This window comes from Sphingobacterium shayense, from assembly GCF_013179575.1.
Classification (GTDB): domain Bacteria; phylum Bacteroidota; class Bacteroidia; order Sphingobacteriales; family Sphingobacteriaceae; genus Sphingobacterium; species Sphingobacterium shayense.
The window spans coordinates 1-17,797 of sequence record NZ_JABMCQ010000081.1; the positions used below are offsets into that span (position 1 = coordinate 1).

At 38.9% G+C, this 17,797-nt stretch carries 16 protein-coding genes; 11 read left to right on the forward strand and 5 right to left on the reverse strand.

From position 1 onward, the window contains the following. On the forward strand, positions 1 to 1,558 hold a 1,558-nt coding region (gene glmS / locus HP439_RS10895), incomplete at its 5' end, for a glutamine--fructose-6-phosphate transaminase (isomerizing) (protein ID WP_172390369.1). Between the two features lie 6 nt (positions 1,559 to 1,564). Next, the gene (locus HP439_RS10900) at positions 1,565 to 3,742 is read left to right on the forward strand and encodes a DUF4954 family protein (protein ID WP_172390370.1); all 2,178 of its coding nucleotides are present in this window, start codon (positions 1,565 to 1,567) and stop codon (positions 3,740 to 3,742) included. Positions 3,743 to 3,751: 9 nt separating this feature from the next. Here the strand turns inward: HP439_RS10900 and HP439_RS10905 are convergent, their stop codons facing one another. After that, complete coding sequence (locus HP439_RS10905; protein ID WP_172390371.1) at positions 3,752 to 4,606, reverse strand: DUF4886 domain-containing protein; 855 nt, start codon at positions 4,604 to 4,606, stop codon at positions 3,752 to 3,754. Between the two features lie 228 nt (positions 4,607 to 4,834). Here HP439_RS10905 and HP439_RS10910 point away from each other — a divergent pair, with 228 nt between their 5' ends. The 3 genes from HP439_RS10910 (at position 4,835) to HP439_RS10920 (ending at position 7,807) form a co-directional block, all read left to right on the forward strand. Then, positions 4,835 to 5,491 carry a protein-L-isoaspartate(D-aspartate) O-methyltransferase gene (locus HP439_RS10910; RefSeq protein WP_172390372.1) on the forward strand — a complete coding sequence of 219 codons (657 nt, stop codon included), beginning with the start codon at positions 4,835 to 4,837 and terminating at the stop codon, positions 5,489 to 5,491. Positions 5,492 to 5,557: 66 nt separating this feature from the next. Then, positions 5,558 to 7,366, forward strand: a complete 1,809-nt coding sequence (locus tag HP439_RS10915; protein ID WP_172390373.1) for a MutS-related protein — start codon at positions 5,558 to 5,560, stop codon at positions 7,364 to 7,366. Positions 7,367 to 7,402: 36 nt separating this feature from the next. Beyond that, complete coding sequence (locus tag HP439_RS10920; protein WP_172390374.1) at positions 7,403 to 7,807, forward strand: acyl-CoA thioesterase; 405 nt, start codon at positions 7,403 to 7,405, stop codon at positions 7,805 to 7,807. A 20-nt stretch (positions 7,808 to 7,827) separates the two neighbouring features. Here HP439_RS10920 and HP439_RS10925 read toward each other — a convergent pair whose 3' ends face one another. The 3 genes from HP439_RS10925 to HP439_RS10935 form a co-directional block, all read right to left on the reverse strand. Next, a complete protein-coding gene (locus HP439_RS10925; protein ID WP_172390375.1) occupies positions 7,828 to 8,913 on the reverse strand; it encodes an NADH:flavin oxidoreductase/NADH oxidase in 1,086 nt (361 codons plus the stop codon). Continuing rightward, positions 8,913 to 9,287, reverse strand: a complete 375-nt coding sequence (locus HP439_RS10930) for a DUF779 domain-containing protein (protein WP_172390376.1) — start codon at positions 9,285 to 9,287, stop codon at positions 8,913 to 8,915. The genes HP439_RS10925 and HP439_RS10930 overlap by 1 nt, the downstream gene beginning before the upstream one ends. Before the next feature lie 66 nt (positions 9,288 to 9,353). Further along, entirely contained in the window at positions 9,354 to 10,856 is a 1,503-nt protein-coding gene (locus tag HP439_RS10935; protein WP_172390377.1) for an aldehyde dehydrogenase family protein, read from the reverse strand. 175 nt (positions 10,857 to 11,031) lie between these two features. Between HP439_RS10935 and HP439_RS10940 the strand changes: the two genes are divergently transcribed. Next, positions 11,032 to 11,940, forward strand: coding sequence for a helix-turn-helix domain-containing protein (locus HP439_RS10940; RefSeq protein WP_172390378.1), 909 nt, complete (start codon positions 11,032 to 11,034; stop codon positions 11,938 to 11,940). Between the two features lie 2 nt (positions 11,941 to 11,942). On the opposite strand, the gene smpB is transcribed toward HP439_RS10940, so the two are convergent. Then, positions 11,943 to 12,398 carry an SsrA-binding protein SmpB gene (smpB, locus tag HP439_RS10945; RefSeq protein WP_172390379.1) on the reverse strand — a complete coding sequence of 152 codons (456 nt, stop codon included), beginning with the start codon at positions 12,396 to 12,398 and terminating at the stop codon, positions 11,943 to 11,945. A gap of 363 nt (positions 12,399 to 12,761) precedes the next feature. Here smpB and spt point away from each other — a divergent pair, with 363 nt between their 5' ends. The 5 genes from spt to HP439_RS19760 are packed head-to-tail and all read left to right on the forward strand — an operon-like array spanning position 12,762 to position 17,185. Then, the gene (gene spt, locus HP439_RS10950) at positions 12,762 to 13,973 is read left to right on the forward strand and encodes a serine palmitoyltransferase (protein ID WP_172390380.1); all 1,212 of its coding nucleotides are present in this window, start codon (positions 12,762 to 12,764) and stop codon (positions 13,971 to 13,973) included. A gap of 1 nt (position 13,974) precedes the next feature. Beyond that, a complete protein-coding gene (locus tag HP439_RS10955) occupies positions 13,975 to 15,096 on the forward strand; it encodes a hypothetical protein (protein ID WP_172390381.1) in 1,122 nt (373 codons plus the stop codon). Then, the gene (locus HP439_RS10960; protein WP_172390382.1) at positions 15,093 to 16,091 is read left to right on the forward strand and encodes an NAD-dependent epimerase/dehydratase family protein; all 999 of its coding nucleotides are present in this window, start codon (positions 15,093 to 15,095) and stop codon (positions 16,089 to 16,091) included. Before HP439_RS10955 ends, HP439_RS10960 begins: the two co-directional genes overlap by 4 nt. 7 nt (positions 16,092 to 16,098) lie before the next feature. Then, positions 16,099 to 16,791: a CDP-alcohol phosphatidyltransferase family protein gene (locus HP439_RS10965; RefSeq protein ID WP_172390383.1), complete on the forward strand. Its 693-nt coding sequence runs from the start codon at positions 16,099 to 16,101 to the stop codon at positions 16,789 to 16,791. Next, positions 16,775 to 17,185: a GtrA family protein gene (locus HP439_RS19760; protein WP_172390384.1), complete on the forward strand. Its 411-nt coding sequence runs from the start codon at positions 16,775 to 16,777 to the stop codon at positions 17,183 to 17,185. Before HP439_RS10965 ends, HP439_RS19760 begins: the two co-directional genes overlap by 17 nt. Positions 17,186 to 17,797 lie beyond the last annotated feature (612 nt).

Here is a 17,797-nt window from a genome sequence, read left to right on the forward strand (position 1 = left end):
TGCTATGATACATAATGGTATTATAGAAAATTACGCCCAACTTAAAGAAGAACTCGTCCAAAAGGGATATACTTTTAAAAGTGATACAGATTCCGAAGTGTTACTTAACTTCATTGATGATATTAAAATTAATAATGAATGTAGTTTAGAAGAGGCTGTACGAATCGCCTTAAAAAGGGTGGTAGGAGCCTATGTTATCCTATTAATCGATAAGGATTTGCCTGATACAATCATAGCAGCGAGAAAGGGCAGTCCTTTGGTCATTGGTATTGGTGAGAATGCTCATTACCTTGGATCTGATGCATCGCCGATGCTTGCCTATACAAAGGAAGTTGTATATATCAACGATTATGAACTAGCTATCGTAAAACCCGATGAACTCATTTTGAAAAATCTGGGGAATGAAAGAATTACGCCGTTCGTTCAGAAATTAGATATGGAGCTCGCGGCGATAGAAAAGGGTGGTTTCGATCATTTCATGTTAAAAGAAATTTTTGAACAACCTCAGACGATTTTTGACTCCCTTCGAGGACGCATGGATTCCACCGTTCCCACCATTACACTGAGTGGTATCGAAAAGATAAAAGATAAGATATTAGAGGCTAATCGCATCATAATTGTCGCATGTGGAACGAGCTGGCATGCTGGTTTGCTTGCAGAATACGTGATTGAAGAACTATGCCGGGTGAATGTGGAAGTGGAGTATGCTTCTGAATTTCGATATAGAAATCCAATTATTACCGATAAAGACATTATCATTGCCGTATCGCAAAGTGGGGAAACAGCCGACACTCTTGTCGCAATTGAAAATGCGAAGAGCCAAGGAGCAACCATTTTCGGATTAGTGAATGTGGTGGGTTCTTCTATTGCTCGGATGTCAGATGCAGGTGCTTATACGCATGCTGGACCTGAAATCGGTGTAGCGAGTACCAAAGCGTTTACGGCACAGCTTGCGGTTTTATATCTTGTGGCATTGAAGATAGCTAAGCTAAAAGGTACCATTGAAGATACCTTATTCAATAAACTTCTTGCAGATCTCGCAAAAGTTCCCGAACATGTGCAGCATATCTTAGATGAACAAGTAGAGAATATCCGTGATATAGCTAAAAAATATACAGATGCACGCGATTTCCTATATTTGGGTCGCGGGTATAACTTTCCTATTGCGCTTGAGGGAGCTTTGAAGTTGAAAGAAATCTCATACATTCATGCTGAAGGGTATCCTGCTGCAGAGATGAAACACGGTCCAATTGCATTGGTAGATGAAAATCTTCCAGTTGTGTTTGTCGCTACAAAAGATCCTTACCATGAAAAGATAGTTAGCAATATTCAAGAGATCAAAGCACGTAAGGGTATGGTTGTCGCAGTTATTTCTCAAGGCGATACAGTCATCCCTGATCTTGCTGATGATGTTATGGTTGTACCTCAAGTGCACGAAATCATTGCACCAATATTGTCGGTGATTCCGCTGCAACTTTTATCCTATTATATCGGGTTGAACCGAGGGCTCGATGTTGATAAACCGAGAAATCTAGCCAAATCGGTAACAGTAGAATAACGAAACATGTCAAAAATTATAAAAGAGAAGTTATCTACTCTTGGGTATAATTTCGTGATGGATACTCATCTTAAGAATAAAGATGAGTATTATCATCGAAATCAGCAATTCCCTAGAGGTAGCGATTTCAGAAAGTTGACGCCCGACGAAATTAAACGTCTAATTCAACAAAATAATTATTCAACAAATTGGGAAGATGTCCGCGTAACGGACAAGTTTATTCCCGAACAGGTTCAAAATTCAAAATTCTATGGACTCGTCCGCATCGGAGATATGGAGGATGTCTTTCTTAATTTTAGAGATCTAAGATTGGCTTGCGGAATCTATAACTCCACACTTATCAGTTGCGACCTAGGGGACACTGTTGCCATCCATAACGTACGTTTCATGTCTCACTTTATACTTGGAAATGATGTTATGCTGGCAAATATCAGTGAGATGGAAACAAGTAGTAATGCGAAGTTTGGGAATGGTATTTTAAAAGATGGGGATGATCCGCAGAGGCGTATTCAATTAGAGCTTTGTAATGAGAATGGTGGGCGCGCCGTTGTGCCTTTCGATGGTATGCAGGCTGGAGACGTTTACCTTTGGTCACGTAATCGTGACGACTTTAAGCTACAAAGCCGGTATCTAGAAATGGCGGAAGCTTTGTTTTCTAAAGAACATGGGTTTTACAGTGAAATTGGTGATCATTCGGTCATAAAGAATACGCATACGATCAAGGATGTGAAGATCGGAACGCATGCTTATATAAAAGGCGTGAATAAGTTAAAGAATCTTACCATTAATTCATCTGTCGAATCGTATACACAAATTGGTGAAGGTTGTGAGCTCGTTAATGGCATTATCGGCTACGGATGTCGGATATTTTACGGCGTGAAAGCTGTGCGCTTTATATTATCATCTAATTCCCAGTTGAAGTATGGAGCGCGTCTAATTAATTCATTTTTAGGGGATAACTCGACAATTTCATGTTGTGAAGTGCTTAATTCGCTTATTTTTCCTGCACATGAACAGCATCATAACAATTCTTTTTTATGTGCCTCGCTCATAAAAGGTCAAAGCAATATGGCCGCTGGAGCAACGGTAGGTTCTAATCACAATTCTAGAGCTGCCGATGGAGAGATTGTTGCTGGACGTGGCTTTTGGCCCGGACTATGTGTAAGTTTAAAGCACAATTCGCGGTTCGCATCTTATACGTTGATCGTTAAAGGCGATTTTTTACATGAGCTGGATATTCGGTTTCCATTTAGCTTGGTAAGTAATGAAGTGAGTACAAACAGGCTTGTCATTTTGCCTGGATATTGGTTTCAATATAATATGTATGCACTCATGCGGAACACATCTAAATTTCAATCGCGAGATAAAAGGAAATTTAAAAATCAATACATTGAGTATGATGTTCTAGCTCCTGACACCGTCAATGAAATGTTCGAAGCAATGAGCTTAATAGAGCTAGCTGTAGGGAAATCCAGCAGTGAGAGCAAAGACGAAAATGCTATATGTGAGATTGGACGGCGGTTGTTAAATTCTCAGGAAGCGTTTAGTGGAAAGGAGATTTTATTGGATCACGTAGAATTTTCCAAACGTAAAGTGGTACTAGCGAAACCTAAAGAAGCTTATGCCGTTTATAGACGTATGATACAGTATTATGCGACGTTGCAACTTGTGGAGGTACTTGCGTCCTCCTCGATTCAAGAAATAAAGGAATCTATAAGATCAGTCAATATCGAGCGTACTTCGTTTGAAAATATTGGAGGACAACTCGTTCCGATAAAGAAACTAGACGATTTAATTTCTAAAATCCGCGATGGCGAGGTGGAGTCCTGGACGGTAGTACACGACCATTACCATGGTTGGAGTCGTGATTACCCTGCAGACAAGTTTATCCACGCTATCGCTTCTCTTCAGGAGATTAGTGGTCACAATATAGTAGACTGGGATGGTACGTTTGTCGAGGATATACTAAAACAAGCATTACAAACTAGAGAGTGGATATTCTCAGAAATTGCGAACTCCAGAGCCAAAGACTATCAAAATCCATTTAAACTTATGGTTTATGAATCTTATGCGGAAATGGAGGAGGTTGTTGGAAAGCTCGCTGATAATGACTTTATTAATAAGGAACGTATTGCTTTAAGTAGTTTTCAACAGGTAATACAGCAAATAATAAATAAACTCTAGGACTTTATCCTAGAGTTTAATTTTAGATATCTTAAACGGCTTTTTGACGGCTTTATGTGCTGCGTTTTTGGCTATAAAAGCCTGTTGATCATTGACATTTTTGGGAGAGTAACTGTTTTGACGAACATCGGTATTAAAGAGTTTTTCATACCATGCGCATGCAGCCGTAAACCTACCGTATTCAAGTTGTAGATGATAACCATCTCTGGTGAATTTATCGCCGATCGAGCTGGTCCTCCCATTTTGAATAGCTGTCCCTGCTGGAACAAGGAAAGCGAATTTGAATTCCTTTTTCAGTCGTTTAGTCGTCGAGGCTATCGCGCGATACATAGTGAGCTGGTTGTTGTCATAATTCGCAAAACCTTTGTGTTTTGAATCATGTTGGTAAGCCCAAGTTTGATGATATATAAATTTTGGTTTTGCACCAACTGCGCCTCGTACGTATTTCATTAAATCTGGGAGACTTTCCAGAATGACGTCATATTTTCCAGATAATGGGCTCGCCTGCTGAAAACTAATATAATCCCAGTCTTCGTCCTTTAGGCCGTGCTCGAGAGTAACATTTTCTGTGGTATGTTTAACTCCATCCAATCCAACTTTTCTGTAGCTATATTTGTTCGTTCCATTTTTAGAATTTTCTAGATGTAATGAGAGTGGCGCACCACCGATATACATGTTACCTATTATTATTTTTTTATCATCTGCATCAGCGAGTTCATATAAATAATTCTCTATACCATCCTCAGAGAAACTATTTCCGATGGCAAGAATTCTTAGAATGCTGTCCTGCGGATCTGTCGCCTGAGCGAATAGCGAGAGCTGTATAAATAATAGAGTGAAAAGTGTGAGTAGTTGTTTTTTCATCTTGATGAAATTTTTGATTTCGTGATTTTTTGCAGTTAATATCAGCTTTGAAAAGTAAAACCATTATATTTTCCAAAGTTTTAGCAGGCTAATGGTGACAAGGATATCCTGGTTATTAGGCGCCATCACGAAGATATGGAAACTACGTGGAAATCTATAGTATTGACCCTAAACAATTTGCACTTTCATGTCTTAAATGTGGTTTAACAATGGTATTTTTGGAATGAAATGGCTTACAAATTTGTTGATAATTATCGGGAAAAAGGTGCGCGAAAGCAGCTTGTGAAACACCTGGAGAATCGCGGAATCGAAGATAAACGAGTTTTACAGGCGATAGGTAAAGTACCGCGTCACTTCTTTTTTGATGAAACATTTTGGAACCAAGCCTATCGTGATATTGCATTTCCGATCGGAGATGGTCAAACCATATCTCAACCTTATACGGTCGCTTATCAATCAGAGTTGCTTCATGTAAAGAAGGGCGACAAAGTTCTGGAAATTGGTACCGGATCTGGATATCAAACATGTATTTTGCTCGAATTGGGAGCTACAGTATATACCATTGAACGTCAAGAAAGCTTGTATAATAGAACGATTCAAGTCCTTCCTTATATGGGCTACAAACCATATTTTTTTCTTGGTGATGGGTCAAAGGGAATCGCCGAACATGCTCCGTACGATAAAATAATCGTTACGGCAGGTGCACCCTTCGTACCTGAGATTATGCTGAAGCAATTACGTTATGGTGGGCAGCTAGTGATACCCGTTGGAAACGAAAAATCTCAAAAAATGGTGACCATCTTACGTGTTGCCGAAAACGAGTTTGATCGTATTGAGCTCGATACTTTTCGTTTCGTTCCTTTAGTAGGTGACCAGGCGTGGTAACTACGAATATATTTTTTAATGCAAATAAAAGCCTGCGACTAGCGGGCTTTTTATATTTTTGGAAATATGATTTACGAAAAGTACAAAGAGCGAGAGCAGATCTCACAGCAAAAGATACAGCAACTGACAAAAACCATTAATATAAATAGTATTGCTCGACTATTCGTTATTATTATAGGGGGGGCGGCCTTATTTTACAGCTTCCAGACGAATAGTATCGTTTTGGTGGTTGGGCTTGTACTACTTATCGTGTTTCTTTTTGTTTTGTTGATAAGCAGACAAAGTAAGCTAGAGAAACAGAGGGATGCCGAAAAGGCTTTTCTCGACGTTAATGAGAATGAACTTTCAATTAGAGTTGATCGAAAAAACATGTACGATTCAGGAAGCGAGTTTGAATTTACCGGTCATCCCTACACTTCCGATCTTGATGTGTTTGGTGAGTATTCGTTGTTCGCGATTGTGAATCGATGTGGTACATTGCTTGGTGTTCGACAATTGGCGTCCTGGTTTCAGCACGCCTCTGCTAAAGATATAGTCGAGAAAAGACAACAAGCCATTTCCGAAATTGCAGAAGATTTGGAATGGAGTCAAAGTCTTCAAGCTAAATTAGTGTTTAATTTACGCCAGAAGAGCGATGTGAAGGTCTTTTTAAGCAACTATTTTAACCATGTTGATGGATCATTCGGTAACCGCTTTATGGATATTTACGTGCGTATCGCGCCGTTTTTGTTGCTTTTAGGTGTCCTTTATGCAATGTTTATAGCACCGATATGGCCGATTGTCACAGGGCTTGCCTTAGTCCATTTGTTTTGGACGATTGCGCTCGCGGGAAAAGTCGCTATGTTTTCGGGACGAACGGAAAAAGTTGGACGGACACTTGCTTCATATGCCGAGGCTTTAAAGTTAATCGAAGACAAAATCTTTTTGAGTTCACGAAACAAGGAATTACAACAACATTTGCGTTCCGGTGAGAGAATGTTGTCTTCGGTGTTTTTGGAATTATCATCGCTGATAAATAGTTTGGATGCACGAAACAATATGCTCGTTGGAGCAGTGCTAAATATGATTTTTTTATGGGACTTTAAGTATGTTCTTAAAATCGTGAAATGGAAATCTCGTCACCAAAATACTATCCTTGTTGCATTCGATATTATCGCTGAATATGAAGCGATAAATTCTTTGGCAATTTTAAAACGAAACAATCCGGATTGGGTAGTCCCTGTACTGCTGGAGAACCCGTCTATTGACAAGATGTATGCTCGACATCTTGGACATCCGTTGATTTCTACTGATTATTCCGTGCGAAACGATTATACCAATGAGCATCACGAAATTGCATTAATTACGGGGTCCAATATGGCAGGGAAAAGTACGTTTCTTCGTACCGTTGGTTTAAATGCTGTTCTCGCATATGCAGGTGGGGTATGCTGCGGTTCGGAGTTTCGATTACCTATCTATAAGCTGATAACCTACATGCGAATAAAAGATTCTCTTAATGAAAGCACATCGACATTTAAGGCGGAGCTTGATAGGATGAAGTTTATCTTAGAAACGGTAGCTGCTGATACAAATAGCTTTTTTCTTATTGACGAAATGTTACGTGGAACAAATTCGGTAGATAAATATCTCGGTTCTCGTGCGGTTATTCGTAAGCTAATCGTAATGCAGGGTAAAGGAATGGTCGCGACCCACGACCTGCAATTAGCATCGTTAGAGGAAGAAAATTTCGAAAAGGTGAAAAATTACCATTTTGATATCCAAGTGCAGGATGGAGAGATGCTGTTCGATTATAAACTGAAAGAGGGAAAATGTACAGTGTTTAATGCTTCTATGTTGCTTCGCGGTATTGGGATTGATGTGGAGGATGAGAACTGAAATTAATTTAACTACTTTTGTCCAAATTTTAAAATCATGACATTAGAAGACCGGATTAATCAGTCAGAGACACGTGTATGTACTACGGTATTCCCTTTTTTAACTAATCATCACGATACGCTTTTTGGTGGTAAGGCAATGGCTATAATGGACGAAGTGTCCTTTATGTCAGCAACTCGGTTTTGCAAAAAACGATTAGTGACGGTTTCTACTGATCGTATAGATTTCGAAAAGGCTATTCCGTCTGGAAGCATTATAGAAGCAATAGCAAAGGTTGAAAAAGTAGGTAACACGAGTGTAAAAGTAAAGGTAGAAATCTATGTAGAGAAGATGTACGAAGAGGGGCGAGAGTTAGCAATACAGGGAATGTTTACCTTTGTTGCATTAGACGAAGATAAAAAGCCTATACCGGTATTATTGGGATTGGATATACAAGGATAATATTTATATCTCTTTAAATTCTAGCTTTTTGGACGAATTAGTGTTCCTTTTGCGCGTGCATATTGAGGAGCCCAGGGTAAATCATAGTTAAGCTGTTGCGCGAGATGATAGACGAAATGGGGATCATCTAAGAATGCTCTCCCGATAAGAATCAGATCAGCTTTACCTTCTTGAAGAATGGCTTCTGCTTGATTTGCAGAGGTAATAATTCCTACTGTTGCCGTTTTAAGATCACTCTGTGTTTTTATTGCTTGAGAAAAAGGTACTTGGTATCCTTGAGAAACTGGGATTTGTTGATGACGGACGGCACCGCCTGATGATACGTCAATTATTTCAACCCCTTTTTGTTTCAAAATTTTCGCCAATTCCACGCTTTGTTGGATCTCCCAGCCTCCTTCGACCCAATCGGTAGCGGATATCCTAATCCACAGTGAGCCGGCGCTTAGAACTGGTAAAACAACTTCTATAATTTCTAAAAGGAGTCGAATTCTATTCTCGAAACTACCTCCGTAATCGTCATTTCGTTGATTGGTTAGGGGGGATAGGAATTGATGGATAAGGTAGCCGTGTGCAGCATGGATTTCGATAATTTGGTAGCCTGCTTCTACAGCGCGTTCGGCGGCTCTTTGAAAATCTTCAATAAGTTTTTTTATCTCTTGAATGGTTAACGCCAGTGGTGTTTGATCTTTTTCGTGAAATGGGATCGCCGATGGAGCTACAGTTGGCCATCCGTTAATATGACCCGCTGAAAATTGTCCTCTCCTTTCCCACGGCCTATTATCGCTTGCTTTACGTCCAGCATGTGCGAGTTGTATTCCAGGTATACTTCCTTGTGATTTGATGAATGTTGTAATCTGCCGATATTTTTGGATATGTTCATCTTTCCAGATGCCTAAATCCCAAAAGGAGATTCTTCCATTAGGTTGGACAGCCGTGGCTTCTTGTATCACCGCCGCGCTTCGACCGATCGCAAATTGGCCTAAATGTACTAGATGCCAGTCGTTGGCAAAACCATCTTCAGCTGAATATTGGCACATGGGCGAAACAACTATTCTGTTGTTAAGTGTGATGTTTTTTAAATCTAAAGTACTGAAAAGTTTGCTCATCAAGAATTTCGACTAACTGGTTGTAAATTATTTAATTCTTCTTCCGTAAAAAGGCGATAATGTATTTTGAATGTCTTTCCTAAAGGACTTTCAAGTGAGAATCCCCCTGGACCGAATCCATCAAGAACATCTAGCGTAAAGTGAGATAGCTTCCAATATTCGAAAAGATCTCGGTCTACCCAAAATTCGAATCCTTCGGCATATCCAATTAGTGCGTCATTCATGCGAGGAAAGAAGGATCCTTTTTCAAAACATTGTGGCTGCGTTCCTTCACAGCATCCGCCTGCTTGATAAAATAGCAAATCTCCATGCTTTTCTTTAAGTTCGTTAATCAATCTTTTTGCCTTTTCTGTAACTGCTAGTCTCTCTGTCATAATACTGATTTTAAAAATCTGGAGCTATTGGTATAACTCCAGATTGAACTATTGGTTTGTGTCCTCTTAGAAAAAGCCGAGTTTTTCCTTGCTATAGGAAACAAGCATGTTTTTGGTTTGACGATAGTAGTCAAGCATCAGTTTGTGGTTTTCGCGACCAATACCAGATTGTTTGTATCCTCCAAACGGAGCTCCCGCAGGGTAGGAATGGTATTGGTTTACCCATACTCGACCCGCTTGTATAGCACGGGGGATTTGATAAAGCTGATGAGCATCTCGTGTCCAGACACCAGCCCCCAAACCATAGATTGTGTCATTAGCAATGTCTATAGCTTCTTTCTCGTCTTTGAAAGTGGTAACTGCTAGCACCGGTCCAAATATTTCTTCTTGAAATATACGCATCTTATTATCTCCTTTGAAAAGTGTTGGTTTAATGTAGTACCCATCTTTAAAGTCCTCACCGACGTTGTTTTCATCGCCTCCAGTTAATATTTCCGCACCCTCTTCCTTTCCAAGTTTGATGTACGAGAGGATTTTATCTTTCTGTATTTTAGAGGCTTGTGCTCCCATCATTGTTTCGGGATCTAATGGATCTCCGACTTTAATTTTGTTAACCCTATCGATAACCTTTTCAATGAATTTTTCATAAATATCTTCTTGAATAAGGAGTCGGGAAGGACAAGTACATATCTCCCCTTGATTAAGAGCGAACAATACAGCACCCTCGATTGCTTTGTCGAGAAAAGCATCGTCTTGATCCATTACCGAGTTAAAAAAGATATTCGGCGATTTTCCTCCCAACTCTAATGTCACTGGAATGATGTTTTCTGTAGCATACTGCATCACCATTCGCCCTGTTGCGGTCGACCCGGTAAATGCTGCTTTGGAAACTCTTGGGTTCGTCACTAGTGTGCGGCCCAATTCAGACCCAAATCCATTGACAATATTGATAACTCCCGCAGGAAGTAAATCATGAATGAGCTCCATTAGTACTAGAATCGATGTCGGAGTACTTTCCGCGGGTTTAAGGACTACACAGTTACCTGCTGCAAGTGCAGGTGCGAGTTTCCATACGGCCATCAGTATCGGGAAGTTCCACGGTATGATTTGAGCAATGACACCTATCGGTTCATGAATAATAATTGAGACTGTGTCTTTGTCAAGTTCATTAATGGATCCTTCTTCTGCCCGAATTACACTGGCGAAGTAACGAAAATGGTCGATTGCCAGAGGAATATCTGCGTTTAGTGTCTCTCTAACCGCTTTTCCGTTGTCGATTGTTTCTACAGTTGCGATGTATTCAAGATTTTCTTCGATCCTATCTGCGATTTTGTTGAGTAGAAGACTACGTTCCGTAGACGATGTTTTGCTGTAGTTCTCAAACGCTTTTGCTGCTGCGTCCACCGCTAGATCGATATCTTCTTTTGTCGAATGTGCCACCTTGGTAAATACCTTTCCATCTACAGGTGAGATGTTATCAAAATATTTACCGTGAACCGGTGCCACGAATTGACCACCGATGTAATTGTCATAACGCTCTTTGAACGTTGGCTTTTTTAATGCGCTCATGTTACTTAATTTTTAATGGTTGTGTTAGCTAAACAAATTTAAGCGGTGTGTCGGTCTGACATTAGCATTATTATGTCAAATTATAGCACTTTAGCTTCATGTTGAAGAGTGTTAGCTTAGCAATTTTCGTATATTGAAACAGTTGAAAAATTAAAGAGACACAATGGGAGGAGTTATGCAGAATAATTATTCTTTAAGGCGATTGCCTTATGCTACTAAAAAGAGCTTGACGACTTTGGTTGAGAACCGACGTGCCTACACGCTTTCGAATTTCGAGCTAAATATTTATGAAACTTTTGAACCAAGTTTATCCGTTCCTCTAGTATTTAGCGATCCTGTTATTATTAATATGATCCATGGTAAGAAAGTGATGCACCTAGAGAATAAAATAACGTTTGATTATCATCCAGGAGAGACACTTCTGCTTCCCGAGTATGCAAGAATGCAAATCGATTTTCCAGACGCAAAATTGGACGATCCGACACAATGTACAGCAATTACGATTGCCCCGTTTAAAATTGAAGAGGTGGTTGACTATCTAAATGAGTTTTATCCGCGAAATGATGATTCCTTTAAATGGACTTTCGATTTAGCCAGGTTTCATTTTAGTAATAATGAGGAGCTTACACGGACTGCAAATCGACTTTTTCAAATCGGTTTGAGTGATGATATTCACAAAGAAGTAATTGCGGATCTTGTTTTAAAAGAACTATTGGTGCAGATTATGCAATTGCAGGGCCTGCTTAAGCTTAAGGAATTCAGCAGTGATGTGGGCGATTTTTTTAACTTTATTCGGACTTACATTAGGGAGAACCTTAGTGAGAAACTTTCGGTCGAAAAGTTAAGCGCCAAGGCGGGCATGAGCAAAAGTACTCTAACCCGGAAGTTTAAAAACGAGATAGGGATTAGCCCGATGGAATTTGTAATAGGGGAGCGACTAGCTTATGCGAAGAAGACTTTAAGACAAACCCGAAATATTAAAGAAGCCTGTTTCAACGCAGGATTCTCCGATGTTAATTATTTTGGCCGATTATTTAGACAACGAGAGGGTTTAACCCCCGGACAATTTTTGTGTGGACTCTAGAGCTATCTTTTCATGGCACGGTCCATCTCACGTTTATTTTCTTTTTCTTTTAATGTTTCTCTCTTATCAAAATCTTTTTTACCCTGTGCGAGTGCAATCTCAACTTTAGCAAACCCACGGTCACTAATAAAAATACGTAACGGGACGATTGTGAAACCTTTATCGTCGCCTTTTTCTTTTAGTTTTTTTAGTTCCTTCTTTGTTAGTAAAAGCTGGCGGTCGCGTTTTGCTTCATGATTATAAAACGAGCCAAACGAATATTCTGCAATGTGCATATTACGGATGTATAGCCCATCTTCGAAGAAAGCGCAAAAGCTATCATTGATGTTGGCTTTTCCTTCCCGTATTGATTTTATTTCAGTACCAAGTAAACGTATGCCGGCCACGTAGCGGTCGAGTAAATTATATTCAAAAGACGCGCGTTTATTTTTTATATTTATGTTTCCAGAGATAGCCATTATGTAAATTTTGAATGGCAAAAATAAAGATTATTATAGCTTTGTTGTAGTTTTAAAATTAAACTATTGCTAATATCTTAACAATAATTTAATTTTATGATATTCATATGGTTTTTTGAGTGACATTAAATCACTAGAGTTTTGTATGTTTGCAGCGGTTTTTTTTAGGCTAATTGAATACCGGTTAACTTTTTTATTAGTTGGAGATAGGTTCGGGAATTGCGAAACTTCAATTTTTAATAAGGGACAACTACACTATTTTGTTTATTACATAATTTTTGACGATTATTGCAGAAAAGTCAAAAGGTAAAATTAGCCCGCTTTTTTAGAAATTATATCACATAAAATAGAAATACCTACAGCATGAGTAAGGGAAAGTTAAGTGAAAGAACGTCGAGGTTCCTACAAAGTGAACTAGAGCCCATCAAGTCTAATAATCTTTATGCTTATTTCAGACCAATTCAGTCAAAACAAGATACCGAAGTTTTGATCGATGGGAAACGGGTTTTGATGTTTGGATCAAACTCTTATTTAGGGTTAACCACGGATAAGCGTATTATCGAAGCCTCACAACATGCTTTAGACAAATACGGGACGGGATGTGCAGGGTCGCGGTTCTTAAATGGAACTTTGGATATTCATGTTGAACTTGAAGAAAAGCTAGCGCAATACGTTGGAAAGGAAGCTGCGATATTATTCAGTACAGGATTTCAATCTAATTTAGGACCACTTTCTTGTTTGACAGGTAGAAATGATTATATTCTACTAGATGAGCGCGATCATGCTTCTATAATTGATGGTAGTCGGTTGTCTTTTTCGAAGGTTATCAAATATGCACATAATGATATGGATGATTTACGTGCAAAGATAGCACGTCTTCCTGAAGATAGCTTTAAGTTGATTGCCACCGATGGTATTTTTAGCATGGAGGGTGATATTGTTAATTTGCCAGATATGGTTAAGATTGCTGACGAATTTGACGCTGCGATTTTGTGCGATGACGCCCATAGTTTAGGTGTGATTGGAGAAAAGGGAGCTGGGACAGCATCTCATTTTGGACTTAATAGCCAAGTGGATTTAATTATGGGAACTTTTTCTAAATCACTAGCTTCATTAGGAGGCTTTGTCGCTGCAGATGTTGATACAATTGAGTTCTTAAAGCATCGCGCTCGCTCGTTGATGTTTAGTGCTAGTATGACACCAGCCTCTGTAGCCTCTACATTGAAGGCGCTAGAAATTATTCAGACAGAGCCGGAGCATATAGAAAGATTGTGGGCGAATACAAATTATGCGAAAAAGCTTTTGTTGGAAAACGGATTTGATTTAGGAAACACAGAAAGTCCTATTTTACCTATTTTCGTCCGTAACAATGATAAGACTTATATCGTGACTAAAATGCTCCAAGATAATGGGGTGTTTGTAAATCCAGTTGTTGCACCAGCAGTTCCAGCTGAAGAGTCGTTAATTCGGTTTTCGTTGATGGCTACACACAGTTTCGCTCAAATTGACGAAGCGATCGATAAAATGTCGAAAGTATTCAAAAGCCTAGAGGTCGAAACTTTTATGAACAACTAAAATGATAGATATTATTCCTGTATCGTCAAAGAAGCATCTAGGTCAGTTTATTGATTTTCCGCATGATTTGTATGCGAAAGATCTAAATTATGTTCCGGAGCTTTATTTAGGGCAGCAGGATCTTTTAACTCCAAAGAAACATCCATTTTATAAACATTCTCAAGCGCAACCATTCTTGGCATTCAAAAATGGTCGTGTTGTAGGGCGGATATTAGCCATTTGGAATACTAACCACAATTCATTTAATCAGGTATCCGAAGGGCAGTTTGGTTTTTTCGAGTCAATAAATGATCAAGAGGTAGCTACAAAATTACTGGAAACGGCACAGCGATGGGTGAAACAAAAAGGTGGAGACAAAATTGTTGGACCTATAAATTTGACGACTAATGACTCTTGCGGTTTGCTAGTTGAAGGGTTCAATCTTCCGCCGATGGCAATGATGCCCTATAACCCTCCTTATTATATTGATCTGATAACCGATGCTGGCTTTGATCACAAAATTGATCTTCGGGCCTATTTGGTTACAAAAGATAAAGCAAGCCAGCGGTCTGTTTTAATACTTGATAAACTAGAAACTCGGCTACAGCGCTCGGGTGTTGTGTTGCGTCAGATTAATCTGAAAGACTTTGACAACGAGGCAAGAAAAATTAAACAAGTTTATAATAAAGCATGGGACAAGAACTTAGGGTTTGTTCCAATGACCGACGAGGAATTTAATTTTACTGCGAAAGAATTGAAGATGATTGTGGATCCTAAATACTGTATCGTAGCCGAAAAGGATAATGAACTTGTTGGGTTCGCCTTAGGTATTCCAAATATTAATGAAATTCTGATTAATATAAAAAGAGGAAGACTACTTCCTTTTGGGATTTTTAAGTTGCTTTTTGGGTTAAAGAAAATTAAAACTTTAAGGGTTCTAATGCTTGGTGTTATAGAAAGCCATCGTAAATTAGGGATCGAGGCCTGTCTATACGGCCGAATTATAAAAAACTCCCTTCCTTCAGGAATTATTGGCGCTGAATGTTCATGGATGTTAGAAACTAACTACATGATGAATCACGCTATAGAACAAATTAACGCAGATCTTTATAAGCGATATCGCTTGTATGAGAAAGCGATATGAAACAAAAAATTTTAGTTACTGGTGCGAGTGGGTTTGTGGGCTCCCATTTTGTAGAAACTGCTTTTAACGCAGGCTATGAGATACATGCGGCTGTTCGGAAATCTAGTTTGGTCGATCCTATTCGGCCTTTTGTTGCAAAATTTGTTTATTTAGAATTTGATAATCTGACTGGATTAGTTTCCTTTTTTTCAGAGGAGAAATATACTTACATAGTACATGCTGCTGCACTAACAAAAGCTAAAACAGTGCAACTAATGCACACGGTGAATGTAGATGTTACTTCAAATTTGATAAAAGCTGCATTTCAAGCAACTGTTCCTCCTAAACGATTTGTGTTCATAAGCAGCTTAGCTGCTATCGGTCCTGTTTCATATGATGATGCACCGATAACAGAAGAGAATACGTACAATCCGATCACTATTTACGGAAAAAGTAAACAGGCCGCAGAAGAAATGATAATAGACGGATATCCAGATAGGCCTATCTCTATTATTAGGCCAACAGCTGTTTATGGCCCTAGAGAGAAGGATCTTTTTATTCTGTTTGACACAATGAATAGAGGGATTGATGCGTATATCGGGAAGGGACCTCAGAAATTATCGTTTATATATGTAAAGGATTTGGCGACGCTGTTGTTAAATTCATGTCTCCTTCCAGGCGATCGAGTTGAGGTGTTCAACGCTACCGACGGAAAGGTATATTCGCGATATGAAATGGCTGATATATTCAAGAGGACACTGTCGAGAAAACTCGTGCGATTCCATGTTCCATACACTATAGTTAAGAAAGTTGCGCAGCTCTGCGGTTGGCTCTATCGTAATTCTCAGAAAACACCGGTTTTATATCCCGAACGGTTAGGAGAATTGACAGCCCAAAATTGGGCGTGTGATATTTCGAAAGCTGAGTCAGCTTTGAACTTTATACCTAAATACGATTTGCAGGACGGATTAACGGAGAGTTTGTTTTGGTATAAAGATAATAATTGGTTAAAATAAGAACTCCATGAGTCAAGAGATTAATAAAAAGCTTTTCCAAGATAGGAAAAGAACGAATATTTTAAATGTAGCCGAACAGAAATATATTTCTTATTTGGTGCCCCGTATTCCATCTTGGATTAGCTCCGACGGATTGACGGCTATAGGATTTTTTGGTTCCGTTATTATTTTGGCTAGTTTTTTATTGGCCGAATATGTCGCTCGTCCTTTTTTATTGCTAGGGATTATTGGTTTTTTTATTCAATGGTTTGGAGACTCGTTGGATGGCCGAATTGCGTTCTATCGAGATAAGTCTCGTAAATGGTATGGCTTTGCTCTCGATATTATCATGGATTGGGTTAGTACGGTGATGATTGGTCTTGGTTATGTATTCTATGCACCCGACGATTTTAAATATTCTGGTTTCGTCCTGGTTGCACTTTATGGTTGGGCGATGATCATATCGCAACTGCGTTATAAGATAACTGATAATTATACCATCGATGCAGGCTTGCTGGGCCCAACGGAGATTCGTGTAATAATTGGTGCCGTTTTGTTGCTTGAAGTTCTCGTTCCTAGTAGTATCAATTATTCTGTGATCGTAATTTGTATTGCGTTATTCTTTATTAATTTAGGGGATACTAAAAAGTTGTTACAATTAGGTGATGAGCGGGATATCGCGGAAAAGAAAAGAAAATCTGAAAATGAAATCAACGGGTAGGGAGGCTAAAAGAGAGTTGCTTTTTTCTTTTTTGAAAGCGCAATTATCGGCTTTTCTCGGAGGGATTTTTGATTTCTCTATATATACAGTTTGTCTTCAATATTTTGGGTTTTCTGCCCACGGCTCTAATATTATCAGTGGCTCCTTAGGAGCCATTGTCAATTTTGCGATAAATCGGTATTGGTCTTTTTCTAGCCATTCAGTACCGATCGGTATGCAATTATGGAAATTTGTAATTGTTGTAGTTGGGAGTATAACGCTTAAATCTACTGGAATTTATATTTTGGTGGATTATCTTTTGTTAAATCCATTTTTATCAAAGATATGCGTTGAGCTCTTAGTTTCCCTCGGTTTTAATTTTTTTCTTCAGAAATATTGGGTATTTAGAAAATAGTGGCGACCCTTCATAAAGGAGAGTTATCTCCTTCAGTTTGTAAATTTCTCCATTATTTTTTTAGAACTTGTTGATTGAATGATCTATTTTCATAAGGTCATTTGGAAAGGCGTTTTTAAAGGATGTTGCTTTGTCACGTTCATTTCCTGGAGACTTTTCCTGCTAGGGTGTTGTATTATCAAAAAATATCGTTCAGATATTCAGTCTTTTGGGGGTTATGGTAGAAATAGTTTTGGGAATGATTTGGAATTAGGGTTTTAGTTTTGCTACCTTTGCACCACTCCGCAAGGGAGGAACGGTTTTGAAAGGCGAAAGAGAGTGATTGAGAAGTTGAGATTTAGGTCTTGATTTTGGATATCGAGACAGGGTTCAGAAAATATTTCAAATATATTTTGCGAATGTTAAAAATACTCTTACCTTTGCAATCCCAACCGAGCGGAAGGGGATACATCGCAAGGATGTTTCCGATAAAAAAGCTAGATTTTACCTTGAAATTATTTGAGGTTTAATATATACAGAAAGCCAAAGCGCGACGCGGCGGCGAAAGAAGTTCTTTAAGATAATGATCATGTAGCGTAACGAGTAACTTTAAGAAGTGAAAGTTATTTATTT